Source organism: Stenotrophomonas maltophilia group sp. RNC7, assembly GCF_030910085.1.
Taxonomy (GTDB): Bacteria; Pseudomonadota; Gammaproteobacteria; order Xanthomonadales; family Xanthomonadaceae; genus Stenotrophomonas; species Stenotrophomonas sepilia.
In genome coordinates, this window is sequence record NZ_JAVFVN010000993.1 from 71,026 (window position 1) to 93,339 (window position 22,314).

Genomic DNA, 22,314 nt, shown 5'->3' on the forward strand with positions numbered 1-22,314 from the left:
TGTGGCAATGCATCAACGACTGCAGGTGGAGCGGAGGTTGGCGCTGGCCTTGATCAGCGCTGTATTGGCCGCATGTTCGATGGACGACCGGCTGGGTGATACCCAGATCCGGCCAACCGACCGTCCCGAGTGCCTGGTCGGCAGCCAGCGCCAGGACCTGGCCTCCGGGGTGCGGCCATTGATCGGCGGCACAGGCTGCCGCGCCGACCCGGACAACCCGCGTCCCCTCAACAAGCCACTGGAGTAGCCTGCCCCCATGCCCGAGCTTTCCCCGCTGTCACCCAGTGTCCGCCTGGACATCTGGTTGTGGGCGGCCCGTTTCTTCAAGACCCGCAGCCTGGCCAAGCAGGCGATCGAGACCGGCAAGGTCAGCGTTGCCGGGCAGCGTCCGAAATCCTCACGCGCGGTGCGCGTGGGCGAGCAGCTTCAGGTCGACCGTGGTGAAGAGCATTTCGAGGTCCAGGTGCTCGGCTTGAGCGATCAGCGTGGGCCCGCAGCGACGGCGCAGCAGCTGTATGCCGAGAGCGAGGCCTCCAAGGCGCGTCGTGCCGAACAGCGTGCGCTGCGCATCGCCGCGCGCGATGGGTTCCAGCCGCCGGAGCACAAGCCGGATAAGCGCGCACGCCGGTTGATCCGCGCGCTGGGGGACATCGACGCGCTGTGACGCAGCCCCGGCGTTCGCCGGCGACATCACCTTCCGGGATACGCCGCAGCGCGGTGGCAACGGCTTCAACGAGAGTTCGCCGGACCGTGCCTGCGTCCAGGCGCTGCGGGACGCCAGCCGAAATGGCGTACCTGCTGTGGAGAGCATGCGAACCGACGCTTCGCACCCGGTGAAGCGCGCCGGTAGCGCCGGGCCATGCCCGGCGACTACCCCGATCGCCTCAACCGTGCAGGTCGTAGCGGTCCAGTTCCATCACCCGCGTCCAGGCGGCGATGAAATCCTGCACGAACTTCTTCTCGCCATCGGCGCTGGCATAGACCTCGGCCAATGCGCGCAGCACCGCGTTTGAGCCGAACACCAGGTCGGCGCGGGTACCGGTCCAGCGCACAGCGCCGTCGGTGCGGCCACGGCCTTCGTAGCTTTCGCGGCCGGTGGCCTTCCACTGCGTACCCATGTCCAGCAGGTTGACGAAGAAGTCGTTGCTGAGCGTGCCTGGGCGCGTGGTGAACACGCCGTGCTTGCCACCATCGGCATTGGCACCGAGCACGCGCAGGCCGCCGACCAGCACGGTCATCTCCGGCGCGGTCAGCGTAAGCAGCTGCGCCTTGTCGATCAGCAGCGCCTCCCCGGGCACGCTGTAGGCGCCCTTCAGGTAATTGCGGAAGCCATCGGCGACCGGCTCGAGCACCGCGAACGATTCGACGTCGGTCTGTTCCTGGCTGGCATCGGTGCGGCCCGGGGTGAACGGCACGCTGACCTCATGGCCACCGGCCTTGGCCGCCTGCTCGACACCTACGCCACCGGCCAGCACGATCAGGTCGGCCAGTGACACGTGCTTGCCGCCGGCATTGAAGCTGGCCTGCACCTTTTCCAGCGCGGCCAGCACCTTGGCCAGCTGCTGCGGCTGGTTCACCTCCCAGTCCTTCTGCGGCGCCAGGCGGATGCGCGCACCGTTGGCGCCGCCGCGCTTGTCCGAACCACGGAAGGTCGAAGCCGACGCCCATGCGGTGGACACCAGCTCGGCGACGCTCAGGCCCGCTGCGGCGATCTGCTGCTTCAGCGCGGCGATGTCCCTGGCGTCGATCAGCGGGTGCTGTGCTTCCGGCAGCGGGTCCTGCCAGATGAACTGTTCGGCCGGAATTTCCGGGCCGAGGTAACGTGCGCGCGGGCCCATGTCGCGGTGGGTCAGCTTGAACCAGGCGCGGGCGAAGGCATCGGCGAAGGCCTGGGGCTCGGCGAGGAACCGGCGCGAGATCTTTTCGTAGGCCGGATCCATGCGCAGCGACAGGTCGGTGGTGAGCATGGTGGGGCGGTGCTTCTTCGACGGGTCGTGCGCGTCGGGAATCACCGCTTCGGCGTTCTTGGCCACCCACTGGTGGGCACCGGCCGGGCTCTTGCTCAGCTCCCATTCGTTGCCGAACAGGATTTCGAAGAAATCGTGGCTCCACTGCGCCGGGGTGCGCGTCCAGGTCACTTCCAGGCCGCTGGTGATGGCGTCGCCGCCCTTGCCGCTGCGGAAGCTGCTGGCCCAGCCCAGGCCCTGGTTTTCCAGCCCGGCGGCTTCCGGTTCCTTGCCGACGTTGTCGGCCGGGCCGGCACCGTGGGTTTTGCCGAAGCTGTGGCCGCCGGCGATAAGCGCGACGGTTTCCTCGTCGTCCATGGCCATGCGGCCGAACGTATCGCGGATGTCATGCGCGGCCAGCACCGGATCCGGGTTGCCATCCGGCCCCTCCGGATTGACGTAGATCAGGCCCATCTGCACTGCGGCCAGCGGGTTTTCCAGCGTGCGCGAGTGCACGTCGCCGTCGGCATCGTCATCGGATACGAGCACGCCATGGTTCTCTTCAACGCCTTCCGAGCCATGCTTGTAGCGCACGTCACCGCCCAGCCAGGTGGTCTCGCGGCCCCAGTACACATCCTGGTCCGGCTCCCAGGTATCGGGGCGGCCGCCGGCAAAGCCCAGGGTCTTGAACCCCATCGATTCCAGAGCGACGTTACCGGTGAGGATGAGCAGGTCGGCCCAGGAAATGGCCTGGCCGTACTTCTGCTTGATCGGCCACAGCAGGCGCCGGGCCTTGTCCAGGCTGACATTGTCCGGCCAGCTGTTGAGCGGTGCGAAGCGCTGCTGGCCACGACCGCCGCCGCCGCGGCCGTCGCCGATGCGATAGGTGCCGGCACTGTGCCAGGCCATGCGGATGAACAGGCCACCGTAGTGCCCGAAGTCGGCCGGCCACCAGTCCTGCGAATCGGTCATCAGCGCCTTCAGGTCCGCCTTCAGCGCGGCGTAGTCCAGCCCCTTGAAGGCCTTGGCGTAATCGAAGCCGGCATCGAGCGGATTGGAGCGCGCCGAATGCTGGTTGAGCAGGTCCACGCGCAACTGGTTCGGCCACCAGTCGCGGTTGGTCGTCGCGTCGCCGACGACGGCATGGTTGAACGGGCACTTCGCTTCGCTTTTCATGGGTCTCTACCTGTGGACTGGCGAAAGGTGGAATCGGGGGAGGCCTGACCACGATAGGTGGCGCCTACCAATGGGTAAATTCGATTGATTCAACCGATGCGATAGTGGCGAACTATGGAGCCGTCCGACTAGGACGGTCGTGTCCGATCAACGCTTCAGCAGGCCCGCGCCCAGCTTCATCAAGTCACTGGCTCCGAACTGGCCGTCGCCGTCCTGGTCCAGGACGCCGCCGAGCAGGTTGCCGATGCCGCCGGACTGCTGCGTTTCCTGGCCCAATGCCTGGCTCAGCTGGCCTGCGTTGCCACCCTGGGCGAAGCGCTGGGCCAGGAAGGACATGACGATGGGGGCGAGGATTGCCAGCAGCTTGCCCGAAGTGCCGCTGTCGAGACCGGTCTTCTGCCCGAGCAGTTGTGCCGCCTGCGGTTGCTGGCCACCGAACACGTGGCCGAGGATGCCGGCGCCATCGGTGGCGCCGCTGCCGCCCCCGCCCATCACCGCGCCCAGGATCCCGCTCAGGTCGAAACCGCCGCCACCGCTGTGGTCGCGCTGCAACGCGTTGAGCAGCGACTGCGCGCCCTGCGGCTCACTGGCGTTCTGCCCCATCGCGCCAAGCAGCAGGGGCAGGGCGCTGCCGACGGCCTGGGCGGTCTGGCTGCTGTCCAGGCCGAGTTGCTGGGACACCTGCTGCAGGCCCTGGCCCTGCTGCAGCTGCTGGAAGAGGGATGCAGCGAGCGATTCGGTGTTCATGGCAGTCTCTGTTCTGTGAAGGAAGGACGGCCCGAGCATAACGCTGCGTGCACTACGGGAATGCGAAGGCAGCCGAGCATGGGCCCGGCTCTACAGACAGAGCGCCACGGGGTCGTTGTGGAGCCGAGCATGGGCTCGGCTCTACAGGCAGGGCGTGAGTTGTAGAGCCGAGCCCGCGCTCGGCCCAGGCCTGCCAGCGGGCGCGGTTACAGCAGCGTCTTCAACCGGTACAGCGCCTCAAGCGCCTGCTTCGGCGTCAACTCGTCCGGGTCGATCGCCGCCAGCGCTTCCTGCGCCTTGCTGGACGGCGCGCTGAACAGGCCGAACTGCTGCGGTGCATCCAGTGCCTGCGGTGCCAGTTCGGCCGCGTGGCTTTCACCGCCGCGCTGTTCCAGCTCGGCCAGGCGGCGACGCGCCTGCGCCACAGTAGCCCGCGGCAGGCCGGCCAGTGCCGCCACCTGCAGGCCGAAGCTGCGGTTGGCCGGGCCATCCTTCACCGCGTGCATGAACACCAGCCCCTCACCGTGCTCGACGGCGTCCAGGTGCACGTTGGCGATGCCACTGCGGCCGCCCTCATGCTGTTCGTCGGCCAGCGCGGTCAGTTCGAAGTAATGGGTGGCGAACAGCGTGTAGCAGCGATTCTGGTGGGCCAGGTGGCGGGCCACCGCGTCCGCCAGCGCCAGGCCGTCGTAGGTGGAGGTGCCACGGCCGATCTCGTCCATCAGCACCAGCGAATGGGCGGTGGCGTGATGCAGGATGTAGCTGGTCTCGGCCATCTCGACCATGAAGGTCGACTGCCCGCGGGCGAGGTCGTCACCGGCGCCGATGCGGGTCAGGATGCGGTCGATCGGGCCGATCACAGCGCGGCTGGCCGGCACGAAACTGCCGATATGGGCCAGCAGCACGATCAGCGCGTTCTGCCGCATGTAGGTCGATTTACCGCCCATGTTCGGGCCGGTGATGACCAGCATGCGACGGTCGGGATGCAGGTCCAGGTCGTTCGGTTCGAACGGCTGCTCACGCACCGCTTCGACCACCGGGTGGCGGCCACGCTCGATCTTCAGGCACGGTGCCGTTTCCAGCTCCGGGCGCGACCAGTCCAGTGCCTGCGCGCGCTCGGCGAAGGCGGCCAGCACGTCCAGTTCGCTCAGCGCAGCGGCGCACTGCTTCAACGGTTCCAGCTGTTCGCCGAGGGTGTCCAGCAGCTGCTCGTACAGGTATTTCTCTCGCGACAACGAACGGTCGCGCGCGGACAGCACCTTGTCTTCGAACGCCTTCAGTTCTTCGGTGATGTAGCGCTCGGCATTGGTCAGCGTCTGGCGGCGGGTGTAGTGCACGGGCGCACGGTCGGACTGGCCCTTGCTGATCTCGATGTAGTAGCCGTGCACGCGGTTGTAGCCCACCTTCAGGGTGGGAATGCCGCTGCTTTCGCGTTCGCGCTGTTCCAGGTCCACCAGGAACTGGTCGGCATGGGTGGACAGGCGGCGCAGCTCGTCCAGCTCTTCATCGAAGCCGTCAGCCAGCACGCCGCCGTCGCTCAGTTTCAGCGGTGGCATCTCGGCGATGGCGCTGGCCAGCAGCTGCGCGCACGCGTCATGCTCGCCCAGCGCGGCGTGCAGGGCCTGCAGGCGCGGCGAATCCAGCGGCGCCAGCACCTCGCGCACGGCGGGCAGCATGCCCAGGCCATCGCGCAGGGTGGAGAAATCGCGCGGGCGCGCCGAACGCAGCGCGACGCGGGTGAGGATGCGTTCCAGGTCGCCCAGGCGGCGGAACTGTTCGCGGATATCGGCGTCGCTGCCGCGGTCGATCAGGGTTTCCACCGCATGGTGACGCTGTACCAGGACCTCGCGCAGGCGCAGCGGGCGGTGCAGCCAGCGCCGCAGCAGGCGGCCGCCCATCGGCGTCACCGTGCTGTCGAGCACGCCCAGCAGGGTATTACGGGTATCGCCGTCGACGCGCGTGTCCAGTTCCAGGTGGCGGCGGGTGGCGGCGTTCATCGCGATCGCCTCGCCAGCGGTTTCCATCGCGATCGAGGTCAGGTGCGGCAGCCGCTGCTTCTGGGTTTCCTCGACATAGCCGAGCAGGGCACCTGCGGCAGCGGTCGCGCGCGGCTTGTCATCGATGCCGAAGCCGCTCAGGTCATGCAGCTTGAAGAAGGCCAGCAGCTGGCGGCGGCCACTGTCGGCGTCGAACAACCAGGGGGCGCGACGGCGCATGCCGGTGCGCTGGCGCAGGAATTCCGGCCAGTTCTCTTCGTCGGGCACCAGCAGCTCGGCCGGCTCCAGTCGGGCGAGTTCGGCTTCCAGGGCGTCGTCGGTTTCCACTTCGTTGACCAGGAAGCGGCCACCGGCCAGGTCGGCCCAGGCCAGGCCGTAGCCCTGCTTCGTGCGCGACAGCGCCATCAGCAGGGTGTCACGGCGCTCGTCCAGCAGCGCTTCGTCGGTGACGGTGCCGGGGGTGACGATGCGCACCACCTTGCGTTCGACCAGGCCCTTGGCCAGCGCCGGGTCACCGATCTGCTCGCAGATCGCCACTGACTCGCCCAGCGCCACCAGCCGTGCCAGGTAGCCCTCGTAGGCGTGCACCGGCACGCCGGCCATCGGAATCGGCGCTCCGCCGGAGCTGCCACGCTGGGTCAGGGTGATGTCGAGCAGGCGCGCGGCCTTGCGCGCATCGTCGTAGAACAGCTCGTAGAAGTCGCCCATGCGGAAGAACAGCAGCAGGTCCGGGTACTCGGACTTGGCTGCGAAGAATTGCTTCATCAGCGGGGTATGTTCGGCGGACTTGTCTTTGGACATGGGACTCGTGGATCAGGGCGTCCGGCCGCGCCGGGCGGCAGCGGCAGCGGAGCGGGTACAGGGCCGTCCATGGTAACTGCTGGGGCCGGTGGGCGCCGCTGCGGTTGGTGGGCATTGCCCGTGCGGGGCACACAGTCAGGCCGGAACCAGGGTGATCTGCCGGTGGCTTGCGAAGATCTCCATTACGATCTCGAAGTAGGTCTGGCCCTGGCCACGTTGCAGGGCGTCCAGCTTGAGCGCAATGGTCCGCGTATTGAACGTGCCCGGGGCTTCCAGCTTGGACTGCAGCCACTGACATGTGGTAGTTCGTCCCAGTGCGGCGCGGCTGTGCTCGATATCACCCCAGATCACCGTGGCCCGGTCGTGGCCGGCCAACACCCCATAGCCGCCATGCAGCAGGTCATCCAGGGCATCCAGGCTTGGCCCGAGCTGCCAGTTCCCGCCGGCCATGAACACGCGATTGATCTCCGCGTACAGGCTGGGGATGTCATTGATGGCGGCGCCTTCAATCTGTAGGACGATGGTCATGCGGCGACTGTAGCGTCAGCAGGCGGAAGCTGGCGTGCTGTAGGACCAGGGTTCGCGCCATGGCCCGAACGCGCAGCGTCCTGGGCGTTTGCGGTGTGTTGCCCCGCAGTCGACTGAATTTGCAATCTTTCCTATAGAAGTTCCTGAGGCGGCCGATACCCTTTGCGCCTTTCTGCGCTTCGCGTAGCGGCGTGCTGTCGCCTGTGCGTCGGCAGACCCGAATCAAGCCGGCACGTCGATGCCTTGTCCTTTTCCGGACAGAGCGCCTGACGGCCTGCATCAATATCAGGAAAACACTGTGCGGTCAGGGAAGAAGCAGGCACGACAGGCGTGCCGTGGTGGTGGGTGGGTGGTGTTGCTTGGCATGACCTTCGGTGTTGCCGCCCAGCAGGCCGGTGATCCAGCCGCGCAGGAACTGCTGAGGCAACAGGAACGCGAACGCGTGCTGCGCGAGCAGCAGGAACAACGCCCCGACGTCCGCCTGGAGCGGAACGCGCAGAAGGAGGGCGACCGCCTGCCGGCGCAGGAGCACCCCTGCGTGCGCATCGATCGCATCGTGTTGGAAGGCGAGGACAGCCAGCGCTTCGGCTGGGCACTGGCGGCCGCCGACCCGGCGGACGATCCGGCCACAGGCCGTTGCCTGGGGACCGAAGGCATCAACGTGGTGATGAAGCGCGTGCAGAACGCGATCATCGCCCGCGGCTATGTCACCACGCGGGTGCTGTCGGCACCGCAGGACCTCAACCAGGGCACGCTGACGTTGTCGGTGGTGCCAGGCCGGTTCCGCGAGGCCGTGTTCTCCGACCCGCAGGGACGGCATCCGGTCCTCGCCAATGCACTGCCGATCCGCAGCGGCGGCCTGCTCAACCTGCGTGACATCGAGCAGGGGCTGGAGAACCTGCAGCGCGTGCCCACCGTGAGCGCCGACATCAAGATCGCGCCGGCCGACGGCGAGGGCGCGGCGCCGGGCCAGAGCGACCTGCAGATCGACTGGACGCAGCGTTCACCGGTACGCGCCAGCGTCACCCTGGACGATGCCGGCAGCCGTGGCACCGGCAAGCTGCAGGCCAATGCCACGCTGTCATTGGACAATCCGCTGGGCCTGAACGAGCTGTTCTACATCAGCGCCGGCCGTGGCGTGTTCAATGGCCGAGGCAAGGACACCAACAGCTGGACCGCGCACTACGACGTGCCCTACGGGTATTGGCTGTTCGGTGCCACCGCCAGCGCTTACGACTACAGCCAGAACGTGGTTGGTGCCTTTGAACGCTATGACTACAGCGGCCGCAGCCAAAACGCCGAAGCGCGGGTAGACCGGCTGTTGCTGCGCAATGCCAAGGTCAAGTTCAGCGCCTACGCGCGCGGCTGGCAGCGAGAGTCGAAGAACTACATCGACGATACCGAGATCGAAGTACAGCGTCGCCGCACCGCGGGCTGGGAACTGGGCCTGACCCACAAGCAGTTCATCGGCAACGCCACGCTCGATGCCAGCGTGGCCTACCGGCGTGGCACGGGGGCCTTCCACGCCTTGCGCTCGCCAGAAGAGATGGCGCAGCAGTGGGATCCGACGCTGCCGCTGGAAGGGACCTCGCGGATGAAGCTGATCACCGCCGACGCGCAGTTCAGCGTGCCGTTCCAGCTGGGCAGGCAGCGCCTGCGCTACACCGCCGCATGGCGGGCACAGTGGAACCGCACGCCGCTCTCGCCACAGGACCGCTTCGCCATCGGCGGCCGCTATACCGTGCGCGGTTTCGATGGTGAAAGCTCGCTCAGCGGTGAGCGCGGCTGGTCGCTGCGCAACGATCTTTCGCTGGGCATCGGCGGTGGCCAGGAGTTCTACGTCGCCGCCGACTACGGCCGCATCGGCGGCCCATCCGCGCAGTGGCAGTCCGGCCGTGACCTGGCGGGCATGGCGCTGGGCCTGCGCGGCGGCTGGCAGCAGCTTTCCTGGGATGGCTTCGTGGGTTCGGCACTGCACAAGCCCGCCCATTTCCCCACCGACTACACCACATTCGGCTTCAGCCTGGCCTGGCGCTACTGATCTGCCACAAGGACACGTGACATGAACACTATCTATCGTCTGGTTTTCAACCGCGCGCTGCGCGTCTGGCAGGTGGCGTCGGAGCTGGTGAAGGGGGGCGGTGGCCTGGTCGGCCATGTGCCGGGCCGGCAGAGCGCCGCGCTGTCGCCCCTGGGCTTCGCACTGATGTGCTCACTGGGCTGGGTCAGCCTGGTACCCCCTGCGCTGGCGCAATCCGATGCGCGCATCATTTCCGACCCCAATGCGCCGGGCCGTGAACGGCCGACGATGGTGACGGCCCCCAATGGCGTGCCGATGGTGAACATCACCACGCCGTCGGCGGCGGGTGTGTCGCGCAACCGCTATTCGCAGTTCGATGTCGGACGCGAGGGCGTCATCCTCAACAACGCCCGCGGCCAGGTGCAGACGCAGCTGGGTGGCTGGGTGCAGGGCAATCCGTGGCTTGCCACCGGCAGTGCGCGGGTCATCCTCAATGAAGTGAACGGTCCGGCCAGCCGGCTCAACGGCTACGTGGAAGTGGCCGGGCAGCGCGCCGAGGTGATCATTGCCAACCCGGCCGGCATCCAGGTCAACGGCGGCGGCTTCCTCAACGCCAGCCGCGTGACCCTGACCACCGGCACGCCGATGTTCACGGGTGCAGGCGCACTTGAGGGATATCGCGTCACAGGGGGCGCGATCCAGATCGATGGTCAGGGCCTGGACACCAGCCGCGCCGACTACACCGACCTGATCACCCGTTCGTTGCAGGTCAACGCCGGCATCTGGGCCAACCAGCTGCAGGCGACGCTGGGCAACAACGTGGTCAGTGCCGACCACAGTCAGGCCAGCGCGACCGCGGCCAGCGGCGAGGCACCGGCCTTCGCGCTGGACGTTGGCGCGCTGGGCGGCATGTTCGCCAACAAGATCTGGCTGGTCGGCAACGAGCACGGCGTGGGCGTGCGCAATGCCGGCAGCATTGGCGCACAGGCCGGCGAGCTGGTGGTGACGGTGGATGGCCGGCTGGAAAACACCGGCGCCCTGCAGTCGCGGCAGAACGTGCGCGTGCAGGCCAGTGGCGATCTTGCCAATGGCGGCACCATCGCGGCCACGCGCGAAGTTGCGATCACCGCCGGTGGCACGCTGGACAACAGCGGCGGCACGCTCAATGCACAGCGCCTGCAGGTGGAGGCGCACGGGTTGCGCAACCATGGCGGCGCCATTGAACAGACCGGCGCGCAAGCGCTGGCGCTCAAGGCCGACGCAGCCAGCAACCGTAGCAATGGCCTGTTGGGTGCACTGGATGCCGTAGCGTCAGGTGGTAACGGGAGCAGCGTTGGCAGCGGCACGTCGCCCGGCAATGGCGGTGGAACACCCGGAACCGGCACGCCGGGAACGCCGGGAACCGGAGGCGGCAATGGCGGCTCGGCGGGCACGCCGACGTCGCCGGAGCTGCCCCTGGCCGAGGGCCTGATCGCCATCGCCGGTACGCTGGACAACGACGGCGGCAGCATCAGCAACGGCGGCGCGGTGTCACTGGCCGCACGCAACGGTCTCGACAACAGCGGCGGTCGCCTGGGCGTGAGCGCGCTGCAGGCCGGGGGGGAGCTGCGCAATGACGGCGGCATGCTGCAGGTGCATGGCGATGCCGCGTTGCAGGTGGGCCTGTTGTCGAACCAGAAGGGTGCGCTGAGCGTGGCCGGCGACCTGTGGCTGGATGCGCAGTCGCTCGACAACCGCGGGGGTGAACTGCGGCACGCCGGCAAGGCGGCATCGTCGTGGACGGTGCAGGGCCTGTTCAACAACGACGGTGGTCTGCTGGCCACCAATGCCACGCAGCTGGCCTTGCGTGCAGGCCAGGTCGGCAATGCCGGTGGCCGCATCGAACATGCCGGTGGCGATGGTCTCGCGTTGGTTACGGGCGACTGGGCCGGCAGTGGTGGGCGACTCAGTACCCTGGGCCGCCTGCAATGGTCGGCCGGCAACGCCGATCTGCGCAGCGGTTCGCTCAGTGCGGCCGGGTTCGACATCCTGGCCGCGACGCTGGACAACCGGGGCGGCAGCCTGCTGTCGCTGGGTAGCGGGGCCAGTTCGGTGAAGGCCACGACGCTGGACAACCGTGCCCGCGGCACGCTGGCCGGCAACGGCGATCTGGCACTGGTCGCGACCACGCTGGACAACAGCAACGGCCTGGTTCAGCAGGCTGGCACCGGCACCCTGAGCGTGCAGGCCGATACGTTGCGTGGCAGCGAAGGGCGCCTGCTCAGCAACGGCGCGCTGGTGCTGTCCGGCGGCGAGCTGGACGTGAGTGGCGGTACGACATCGGCGCAGAGTGTGCAGATCCACGCCGGGGCACTGCGCAACCGCCAGGGCCAGATCGTTTCGCAGGGTGTCTCGGCGCTGGCGCTGGACGTGCGCGATGCGCTCGACAACCAGGGCGGCCAGATCGTCGGTAACGGCGGCCTGCGCATCGCCGCCGGTCGCATCGACAACCAGAAGGGCACGCTGCAGTCGGCCGGCACGCAAGGTCTGGTGCTGACGGTACGCGACTCCCTGGACAACACGGGCGGCGCGATATCCGGCAATGGCCAGGTGCAGCTGCAGGCCGACAGCCTGGTCAACCAGGGCGGCAAGGTACTGGCCGCAGGCAGCGCTGCATTGCAGGTGCTGGCCCGCGAGCTGCTGGACAACAGCAACGGTGGCCGCGTGGCCGGTACCGGTGATCTGCGGCTGCAGGCGGCAAGCCTGGACAACCGCAGCGGTGCAATCGAACACGCCGGCGGCGGTACGTTGCAGATCCGCGCCGACAGCCTGCAGGGTGCGGGCGGCCGCATCCTCAGCCAGTCGGCGCTGGAACTTGAGGGCGGCGACCTGCTGCTGGGGGCCGGCAGCACTACCCAGGCAGAGCGCATTGCCATCGATGCGCAGCGCTTGGACAACACTGGCGGCAACCTCAGCGCGACCGGCAGCGACGCGCTGCGGCTGCACGTGGCGCAGGGCGTGGACAACAGTGGCGGCACGATCGCCGGCAATGGGGCACTGGATGTGCAGGCTGGTGAACTGATCAACCGCACGGGCACGCTCAGCGGCGCCGGAACGGCTGACAGCACGCTGCAGATCGTCGCTGCGCTGGACAACCACGAAGGCACGATCGCCAGCAATGCCAATCGCCTGACGGTCACTTCCGCACGGCTGGACAACAGTGGCGGCAGCATCCGCCAGGCCGGCAACCAGGGCCTGGACATCACCACCGGCCGCCTGGACGGCAGCAAGGGCACGCTGGTCTCCTCGGCCACGCTGACCCTGCGTGCTGGCGACGTGGATCATCGTGACGCGACGCTGGGCGCCGATCGTCTCGACCTTGAGGCCACTACGCTCGACAACGCCGGTGGCCGCATCATCGCCAGCGGCGAAGGCGCCAGTCGCATCAAGGCCACGACGCTGGGCAATGCCGGTGGCACGCTGGCCAGCAATGGCGACCTGGCCCTGCTGGCACAGGCGCTGGACAACCGTGCAGGCAGGATCCAGCACGCGGGGAGCGGCCAGCTGCAGGTCTCGGCGAAGACCCTGCTGGGCAACGGCGGCAGCGTGCTCAGCAATGGCAGCTTCGCGCTGGACGGCGCCAACCTCGATCTGACCGCGGCAACCACCTCGGCGCGCCGCGTCGACATCAGCGCCGATACCCTGACCACCGCCGGTGGCACGCTCACCGCAACCGGTGAAGACGCGCTGCGCCTGCGCGTACAGGGTGTGCTGGACAATCGCGGTGGATCGCTGGCCAGCAATGGCGCGCTGGCTGTCACCGCGCAGCAGCTGATCAATGCACAGGGCACGCTGCAGGGTGCAGGCGCGGGTCACTCCACGCTGGCGATCGGCCAGGCGCTGGACAACCAGAAGGGCCGCATCCTGCTCGGCGGTGCCGGCACGGTCACCGCGGCCAGCCTCGGCAACCAGGGCGGCACCGTGCATGCGGGCGGCAGCGCGCTGGTGCTGGGCGTTGACGGTCGCCTCGACAATGGCGAGCAGGGCCTGCTGTCCAGCACCGGCACGATGACCCTCGGCGCCGGCAGTCTCGACAACCGCCACGGCACCCTGGTCGCTGGCCAGGACCTGGCGGTGACCACGGCGGCAGGCGTGGACAACAGCGACGGCGCGATGCAGGCCGGCGAACGGCTGCAGTTGCAGGGCAACGGCCTGCTCAACCAGCGCGGCACGCTGCTGGGCGGCCAGCTGGACATCGATACCCGCGGCCAGCGGCTGGACAACCGCGCCGGCACGCTGGGCACGCAGAAGGGCGCGCTGAGCGTTCGCAGTGGCGCGATGGACAACCAGGGCGGTCGCGTGCAGTCGGCGGCCGACCTGGCCATCAACACGGCCGGGCAGGACATCGACAACCGCACCACCGCCGGCAGCGGTGGATTGCTGGCGGCCGGGAAGCTGCAGCTGGATGGTGGCGTGCTGGACAACCGTGGCGGCGCAGTCAATGCACAAGGCGATGCGCGCTTGCTGCTGGCCCGCGTCGACAACAGTTCCGGTGGAACACTTGCCAGCACCGCGAAACTGTCGCTGCAGGCGGCGAGCCTGGCCAATGCCAGTGGTCGCGTGCAGGCCGGGCGCAACCTCGACCTGACCCTGGGCGGGCACCTGGACAACGCCGACGGCGCGATCGCGGCCGGCCAGCTGCTGACCCTCACGGCCGCCAGCGTGGACAACCGCAACACCCGTGGCGGCGACGGCACGCGTGGCCTGCAGGCGGGCCAGCTGCAGTTCGGTGCACAGTGGCTGGACAACAGCCAAGGCCAGATCGTCACCGATGGCGGTGCGCGGCTGCAGATCAACGGCCAGCTGCAGAACACCGGCGGCGTGATCAGCACCGGCGGCAACCTGGACAGCCAGGCGGACAACGTCGGCAACAGCGGCGGCCTGCTGCGCGCCGATGGCAGCCAGACCCTGGTCGCACGTGCGCTCAGCGAAGACGGCCAGGTGCATGCGCAGCGGGACCTCGGCCTCACCCTGCAGCAGGGCATGCGCCATCGTGGCGAATGGATCGCCAACGGTACGCTGTCGCTGAACCTGTCCGGCGACCTCGACAACCAGGGTGTGGTGCGCGGTGGCAACCTCGACCTCAACGCCCAGAACATCACCAATGCCGCGTCAGGCGAGATCTCCAGCCAGGGCACGACCCACCTCAACGCCCGTGGACAGCTGACCAACCGCGGCCTGATCGATGGCGCGTTGACCCACCTGGAGGCCGGCGAAATCGATAATCTCGGCACCGGGCGCATCTACGGTGATCGCGTGGCGATCTCCACCGGCGTGCTGAAGAACCGCGCCGAAGAGGCCGGTGGTGCCACCCGCGTCGGCACCGTGGCTGCACGCGAGCGCCTGGACCTGGGCGTGCGCGAGCTGCAGAACACCGGCAAGGGCCTGATCTACAGCGGCGGTGATGCTGCCATTGGCGGCACGCTGAGTGCCGATCGCATCGCCAGCGGCATTGCCGGGCGGATCGACAACATCAGCTCGGTCATCGATGTCACCGGCAACCTGTCCATCGATGCGCAGGTGGTCAACAACATCCGCGAGAACGTGGTCATCACACAGACCACCACCTTGAACGCTCCGGTGCGCATGGAGCGACCCGCCTGGTGGCGCAACGGCAAGAATGGCACCGAGGACATTCGCAGCACCAGCCATTATTCCGCGCACGAGGTGTACTACCTCGACCCAGCCGATATCCTCGAAGACACGCCGCACATCACGCCGGATGGCTTCACCGTGCACCGTGCGGTGGTACGACTGACCGCGCAGACCAGTGCCTACTTCTTCGGGCGCGGTGGGCTGTATGCCGCGCTGGGTGAGCGTGCGCGGCTGAACGTGCAGGACGGCACGGTGGTGATGTACTACGTCGGCCGCCAGGACAACCAGGTCAATCCGGACCAGGTTGCCGCTGGTGCCGACGATCCGTTTGCCGAGCTGGCCACCCTGCATCCCGATTCGCCGCCATTCCGCTACGTCGATGACAAACTCACCTACTCGTCAGCGTATGGCACCTGTACGACCAACTGCGTGCAGTTGTGGACCTACAAGGACTACGATCCCGACCGCATTCTGACCAGCCCACAGTTTGCGGGCGGCAACTCCACCAGTGCCAACGAGCAGTATCGCCTGGCCACGCGCACCGTGACCGAAGATGTGTTGCAGCCGAGCGTCGGTGCCGATGCGGTCATCCGGTCAGGCGGTGCGATGCGCATCCGCAGCGATGACCTGCGCAACCACTACGGCAGCATTGCCGCCGGCGGCGATCTGGACATCATCGGCCTGACCGGCGCGGCAAAGGTGGAGAACCTGGCGGCCACGCTGTATCGCACGCACCAGTTCTCCAACGTCAGCCACACCTTCGGCGGGGATGTGATGACCTGGAGTGCTCCGGCCATTTCCGAGGTGACCGGTAAGATTGGCGGCAGCATTGTCAGCGGCGGCTCGTTGAGCATCGACGTCGGTGACCTGAGCAACCTCAACCAGGGACGGAACGCGCCGAACGTGCAGAACGGTTCGGCCATGGCCAACCTCAACGTGCAGGGGCCCACGGCGCTGCCGGATGGGCCGGGTCATGGCGGTGCGCAGGGGCCGGGCCAGTCCGCCGGCACCGGTGCCGAACGCGCGCTGGCACAGGCGGCCGATGGTGCCAGTACCCAGCAAGGGAGCAGCGTCGGCGGCGTGAGCGGCAACACCGGTACGTCCGGGCCGCGCGTGGTCGCAGCCAGTGGAGGATCGCCGGATCGCATCGCGATGGGTGCACCGGACACGCGCGCGCCGAGCGCCAGCCTGTTCAACGTCAATCCCAACGGCGGCCACTATCTGGTCGAGACCGATCCGCGCTTCACCGACCACAAGACCTGGCTGAGTTCGGACCACCTGCTGGGCCAGATGGGCTACTCGCCCGATACCGTGCAGAAGCGGCTGGGTGATGGGTACTACGAGCAGAAGCTGGTGCGCGAGCAGATCGGCCAGCTGACCGGTCGCCGCTTCCTCGACGGCTACGCCAGTGACGAGGCGCGGTACCGCGCGCTGCTGGAGGCCGGTGCCACGGTCGCCAGCGAATGGGGCCTTCGCCCCGGCGTGGCGCTGACCGAAGCGCAGATGGCACAGCTGACCAGCGACATCGTCTGGCTGGTCGAGCAGACCGTCACCCTGGTCGATGGCAGCACCACCACCGCGCTGGTGCCGCAGGTCTACCTGCGCCTGCGCCCGGGCGACCTGGACGGCAACGGTGCACTGCTGGCCGGCGCCAATGTCGATATCAAACTGGGCAATGGCCTGGTCAACACCGGCAACATCGCCGGGCGCAAGCTGGTGACCATCGATGCCGGCAACATCGAGCATCTGGGCGGCAGCATTTCCGGCCAGTACGTCGGGCTGTCGTCGGACAAGGACATCCGCGTTGTCGGTGCCGCCGTGACGGCTAGCGATGCGCTGTCGGTCAAGGCTGCGGGCAATGTCACGGTGGCCTCCACGGTGGAGACACAGCAGGGCGGTGGCACCTACCAGTACGAGACCAACCGCATCGATCGGGTCGCCGGTCTGTATGTAACCAATCCCAGTGGCGACGGCATGCTGTCGGTGGTGGCCGGTGGTGACATCAGCCTGCAGGCCGCACAGATCCGCAACGCCGGCGCCGACGGTCTGACCCAGCTGGCCGCAGGCGGCACTCTGGATGTTGGCGCGATTGCGCTGGAGGAACGCCGCGACGCCACCTTCGATGAACGCAACCATCAGCGCAGCAGCAGGACGACACACGCTGCCACGTCAGTGCAGGGCGCTGGCGATGTGGTGCTGGCGGCCGGCAAGGACATCAACCTGGCAGCCGCGCAGATCAAGGCGGCGGGCGGTCTGGCATTGCAGGCCGGTGGGGACATCAACAGCCAGGCGCTGGTGGACAGCGAGAGCCGGGATTTTGCGAACGCGGGCAAGCGCAGCTCGCTGCAGATCAGCCAGAGTGATGAGACCGTGCGGGGCAGTACATTGCAGGCCGGGGAAGATTTGCTGCTGAACGCGGGCCGGGATGTGAACCTGACAGCCGCGTTGGTCGACAGCAATGACGGCGCGGTAAGCGTGGCTGCGGGCCGCGACGTCAACCTGCTCTCGGCCAACGAGACGCACGACTACAGCCTGGACAGCTACGACAAGAAAAAGAAGACGCTCTCCAGTACCACCACCACGCGCAGCGTCGACGCGAGCGACAGCTATGCCATCGGCACGGCGATCCAGGGCGAGCGTATCAACATCACGGCTGGACGCGATCTGACTGCGGTAGGTGCGGTGGTCGATGCCACCGGCAACGTGATTCTGGGGGCTGGCAACAATGTGCTGATCACTGCCGCCGAGGACCATCACAGCAGTGAGTCCAGCGAGAGCAAAAAGAAATCCGGCGTTACCGGAGGCTTCGGCAACGGCGTGGCATCGGTCGGCTACAGCAGCGCGAAGAACAGCAGCACCCGCGCCGAGCAATCCACCACCCAGGTGGGATCGGCGATCGCCTCGCGCGACGGCAATGTGCTGATCAATGCTGGCAACACACTGACGATCGAGGCGTCGGACGTCGCCGCAGGCGAGAACCTGACACTGGTGGGCAAGGAGATTGCGCTGCTGGCGCGACAGGACACCACGGACAGCCAATCCAGTCAGGCCAGCAAGTCCAGCGGCTTCTCGGTGGGCGTGACCTACGACCCGACCAAGGCCTACCGCAGCGCCCGCGATTCGACCACCGACGGTATGGCCGATAGTGGCTCGGCGATGGGGCGGATCACCCGCACCGCCGAAGGCGCCGCCTCCGGCCTGCGCGCGGCCACCACGTCGACCGTGGTGACTGCCGGCAGCCAGCGCACCAACAGCGAACAGAGCCATTCGACCAGTGATGCCCGCGTCAGCCAGTTGGCTGCAGGCGGCGATCTCACGTTGATTGCCAACGGCGGCTCGATCCTCAGCCAGGGCACACAGATGTCGGCCGAGGGCAACGCTGTGCTGCTGGCCACCCAGGACATCGTGTTCGACGTGGCCCACAACACCGAGCGCAGCGACAGCAGCAGCCATGGCAAGGGCTGGGGCTTTGCCAACAACACCAGCGGCTTGCCGTTCGGTACCAACAACTCGCAGAGTCAGGGCAGCGGTAGCAGTGACACCATCACTGGCACGCAGCTGTCCGTTGGCGGCGGCGTGCGCATGGCCACCACCGAAGGCAACATCAGCCTGACCGCGGCCAACATCGCCGCCGAGAAGGACGTCAGCATCCGTGCGGCCGGCGATCTGCTGGTGCGCAGCGGGCAGGATACGGTCAGCAACGCCAATACGTCGGACAGCAAGGCGATCGGCACGGTACAGATATCGGATACAGAGAAGTTCTCCGGCTGGCACCGCGAGCAGCACCAGGACGACAGCGCGCAGGTGTCACAGGTGGCCAGCAGCATCGGCAGCCTTGGCGGCAGCGTGAACCTGACCGCCGGGGGCAAGTACACGCAGACGGCCAGCAACGTGGTGGCCGCCAAGGATGTGAACATCACCGCCGCCGAGATCGAGCTGTTGACCGCCGACGAGAGCGGCCACTACTCGCAGAGCGACAAGGACCTGAAGATCGGCGTGTTCGCGCGGGTGAAGTCGCCGTTGATCGACCTGATCAACAACGTGGACGCGGCACGTCAGTCCGATGACCGCCTGCAGAAGATGCAGGGCATGGCGGCGGGCGCCAACGCGTACCAGGCAGCCAGTGCGATCTCGGCACTGTCCGGCCGTGGCGGCAGTGGCGAACTGTTCCGTGCTGAAGCAGGCATCGGCTTCAAGACCGCCAACAGCAGTGCAGATGGCAGCAGCATGGTTTCGCGTGGCTCCACCATCCAGGGCGGCGGCAACGTCAACCTCACCAGCACCCAGGGCGACATCCATGTGGTGCAGGGCAACCTGAGTGCAGGCAACACCCTCAGCCTGGATTCGGCCGGCGACATCCTGCTGGAAGCAGGCAAGGCGAATGTGGCCGACCGCAGCAAGAGCAGCAATGCCGGCGCCGAAGTCGGCGTGGGCGTCTCGGTGGGCGCGCAGACCGGCGTGTACGTGTACGCCGAAGCCAGTGTTGGCAGCAGCAAGGCCAATGCCGAGAGCAGCACCTGGCAGAACACCACGCTGACCGGCAAGAACATCTCGATGAAGGCCGAGGGCGATACCACGCTGCGTGGCGCCACGGCGACCGCTGATCGCATCGACGTCAAGACCGGCGGCACGCTGACGATCGAGTCGCTGCAGGACATTGCCGAGAGCATGTCCAGGAACAGCCAGGTGGGTGGCCGCGTGCAGGTGTCGTTCGGTACCGCGTGGAATGCCGACGGGTATGCGAGCGCTGGCAAGGCCAGCGGCAGCTATCAGGGTGTCGGCCAGCAGAGCGGCCTGTTTGCCGGCAATGGCGGGTACCACGTCGATGCCGGCCACGTGAACCTGGTGGGCGGGGCGATTGCCAGCACTAATGCAGGCAACAGTGAACTGACTGCGGGCTCGCTGACGTTCACCGACCTGCAGAACCACATGGACTACACGGCCAGCTCCGGCAGCATCAGTGGTGGTGCGGGCGGGCAGATGGATGGCTGGGCGCCCAAGCCGGGAACGGCCGCACCCCGAGGTGGTCCGGGCCTGCCGATGATGGAAAAGGGCAGCGACAGCAGCTCCACCCTTGCCACCTTGACCGAGGGCAACATCACCATCGGTGGCAAGCAGACGTCGGCGGCGGAGCTGGGCATCAACACCGATGCCAGTGGGGCACATCGTGCGCTGGATGCATTGCCGGATGCGAGCAAGTTGCTGGCGGACCAGCAGGCGATGGCGGCTGCGGCGGGGACGGTGATGGCCACCAGCCAGCAGATTGCCTGGGATATTGGCAGTGCGGATGCGAAAAAGATCACGGACAAGTATCGGGAGCCGATGAGTCCCGAAGAGAGACGGGCGTTCGACGCGCTTCTTCCCGATGAGCAGTTCAAGCGCCTTGTCGCGTTCGATGCATCCTACCCCGATGCGCTGGTGACCCAGCAGAAGTGGGCCCCTGATGGCGTCTATGGTCGCGCGCTCGGCGCAGTGACCAGCGCGTTGGTCGGTGGTGTTGAAGGACAGGGACTGGGTCAGCTGGGTTCCAATGCGCTGGCGCCGTATGCGGCTGAACTGATCGGCAAGACGTTTGACCCGAACAAGCAGAGTGCTGTGCCTAGCGAGGCCATGCAGATGCTGTCGCACGCGCTGCTGGGCGCGCTGTTGGCTGAGGCCAATGGTGGCAAGGCGGGGAGTGGGGCGTTGGCGGCCGGTGGTGGTGAGTTGGCGGCGAAGTTGCTGACGGACACCTTGTTCGGCGGCAACCCCGCGAATCTCAGCCCGCAGCAAAGGGAGGCAGTTCTGGCGCTTTCACAAGCGGTGGGAGCGCTGGCGGGTGGGCTGTCGGGGCAGGATCTGGCTGGGATCGCATTGAATGCGGGGATTGCCAAGAATTCGGTTGAGAACAACTGGCTTAGTAGGAAGGAAGGGCGTCAGTACGACGAAGCGAAAGTAGGTTGCAAGAATGGGGACGAGGCGAGTTGCAGTGTTCAACGAAAGCTGGAGAATCTTTCCCATGAGCGCGATGTCGATCACGCCGGATTTGTAAATGCGGCAAGAGAGGCCTTGGTCGCACAGGGGTATGCAATCACTCCCGCTGCGATGGCGGCGATTGAAAATCGCTATTGGCAGAGGCATGGGGAAGATATCCAGTCCGTAGTCTTTACGCAACCTGGGATGAGACCCACTCAGCTGGGTGCCTTGCATCTGTTTGCAGATGCTGCACTGGATAATTCCGCATTAATGGATCGCTTCATCCCGGGGAGCGGAACCAGTCCTCGAATTCTCGCGAATACGTTGATTGGGCTTGGGCAAACCGTAGGTGCATGGACAGGGATAAATCCCGTGACCGGCCTCGAGGTGGTCGGTGTCGACGCATTCGATGCCCGATTTATGACCGTGGTCGACATCGCGACTGCTGCATATGCTGGCGGTAGTACTGTTGCGCGAGCAGCAGGAAAAAGTGCGTTGCGAGACGTTGTTGAGACTTCTGGTCAGAACGCTGGGCGTAACACGGCTAAGGATTTAGCGTCTGAAGGGATGTTGCCGGTAAATATGCTGCCAGACAACATCAATGGTACGGGTCTTATTTCCGGCGGGGTAATAAGTCGTGATCCGGTTGCTCATTCTAACAATCTAATGAATGATATAATATCAAAGTTTGCGGATCCTGCATTGAGGCCAAAGGATTTTACAATAACGATTGATGGGAAATTCATGCGCGCCGATCCCGTAAATAGTATTAATGCGCCAATATTTCAAGGGGCGTCTGATAATCTTGTAAAGAGCTATTTCATGCAATTGGGTGGTGTTGATTCATTGCCCCTCCCTAAGTCGGTTATGATCAGGGGTTCGAGTGCTGAGGTCTATACTCTCACCAGAAAGGATGGTGTGAGTATAAATTTAAGAAATGGTTCTAGTTCGAGCAATGTTACTGGTGCGAAGTGGACTATAGATATAATGTCGCCGAATGGGATCAGGGCAAAAAGAGTGGAGATTAAGTTCAAGTGATCAATAACTGGTTGGGTGATCTTGATGCAAGGGAATTTATTGGTAGGGTGGAGCTTCTTGATGTTGATGTGATCTGGTGGAATAGTTTTGACTATCTTCCGGGTCTTTCGTTTGAAGAAAGGAAGCAGTTCTTCCGGTGGGGGTTGGGTGCTGTTTTGAGGGAGGGGAGGGCCAGGCTCGAAGATGTGAATGGTTTTTGGGGTGGTACCGTTAATGAGCAGATTGAGCGTTTCATGGCGGCGTGGCCGCCTGAGTTGGACTGGGATCCGGACATGTTCTGGGTTGCCAAGCCTGGATATGGATGGGTTCCTAGCGGTTTTGTCTGGAAGCTGGAAGATGGTAGTTATTTCAGTCCGTAGATCTAAGTGCTGCTGGGGGCGGAGACGTCGGACGAAGGAGGATGAATCCGAAACATGGACAAGGGTCTTGACCCATTCGGTCGCTGACGGGATCTGAGGGGGAGCTATTGATG

General features: G+C 66.2%; 9 protein-coding genes. 5 read left to right on the forward strand and 4 right to left on the reverse strand.

Features of this window, described 5'->3' with window-relative positions; all coding sequences use genetic code 11:
• Nucleotides 1-7: 7 nt before the first annotated feature.
• Together RCF13_RS25775 and RCF13_RS25780 are read left to right on the forward strand one after the other, a co-directional pair.
• The gene (locus RCF13_RS25775; RefSeq protein ID WP_061479154.1) at nt 8-247 is read left to right on the forward strand and encodes a hypothetical protein; all 240 of its coding nucleotides are present in this window, start codon (nt 8-10) and stop codon (nt 245-247) included.
• A 9-nt stretch (nt 248-256) separates the two neighbouring features.
• On the forward strand, nt 257-664 hold the full coding sequence (locus tag RCF13_RS25780) for an RNA-binding S4 domain-containing protein (RefSeq protein WP_005415742.1): 408 nt from the start codon (nt 257-259) through the stop codon (nt 662-664).
• A 220-nt stretch (nt 665-884) separates the two neighbouring features.
• Here the strand turns inward: RCF13_RS25780 and katG are convergent, their stop codons facing one another.
• The 4 genes from katG to RCF13_RS25800 form a co-directional block, all read right to left on the reverse strand.
• The gene (katG, locus tag RCF13_RS25785) at nt 885-3,122 is read right to left on the reverse strand and encodes a catalase/peroxidase HPI (protein ID WP_134967844.1); all 2,238 of its coding nucleotides are present in this window, start codon (nt 3,120-3,122) and stop codon (nt 885-887) included.
• A gap of 147 nt (nt 3,123-3,269) precedes the next feature.
• Nucleotides 3,270-3,869, reverse strand: coding sequence for a DUF937 domain-containing protein (locus RCF13_RS25790; protein ID WP_231352615.1), 600 nt, complete (start codon nt 3,867-3,869; stop codon nt 3,270-3,272).
• 206 nt (nt 3,870-4,075) lie between these two features.
• Complete coding sequence (mutS, locus tag RCF13_RS25795; RefSeq protein ID WP_308141671.1) at nt 4,076-6,667, reverse strand: DNA mismatch repair protein MutS; 2,592 nt, start codon at nt 6,665-6,667, stop codon at nt 4,076-4,078.
• A gap of 135 nt (nt 6,668-6,802) precedes the next feature.
• The gene (locus RCF13_RS25800; RefSeq protein WP_308141672.1) at nt 6,803-7,195 is read right to left on the reverse strand and encodes a ribonuclease inhibitor; all 393 of its coding nucleotides are present in this window, start codon (nt 7,193-7,195) and stop codon (nt 6,803-6,805) included.
• Between the two features lie 364 nt (nt 7,196-7,559).
• On the opposite strand from RCF13_RS25800, the gene RCF13_RS25805 reads away from it, so the two are divergent.
• From RCF13_RS25805 to RCF13_RS25815, 3 genes are read left to right on the forward strand one after another with little or no spacing between them, the layout of a single operon-like run.
• Nucleotides 7,560-9,236 carry a ShlB/FhaC/HecB family hemolysin secretion/activation protein gene (locus RCF13_RS25805; protein ID WP_231352616.1) on the forward strand — a complete coding sequence of 559 codons (1,677 nt, stop codon included), beginning with the start codon at nt 7,560-7,562 and terminating at the stop codon, nt 9,234-9,236.
• A gap of 21 nt (nt 9,237-9,257) precedes the next feature.
• On the forward strand, nt 9,258-21,842 hold the full coding sequence (locus RCF13_RS25810; protein WP_231352617.1) for a hemagglutinin repeat-containing protein: 12,585 nt from the start codon (nt 9,258-9,260) through the stop codon (nt 21,840-21,842).
• On the forward strand, nt 21,839-22,201 hold the full coding sequence (locus RCF13_RS25815; protein ID WP_134967847.1) for a hypothetical protein: 363 nt from the start codon (nt 21,839-21,841) through the stop codon (nt 22,199-22,201). Before RCF13_RS25810 ends, RCF13_RS25815 begins: the two co-directional genes overlap by 4 nt.
• Nucleotides 22,202-22,314 lie beyond the last annotated feature (113 nt).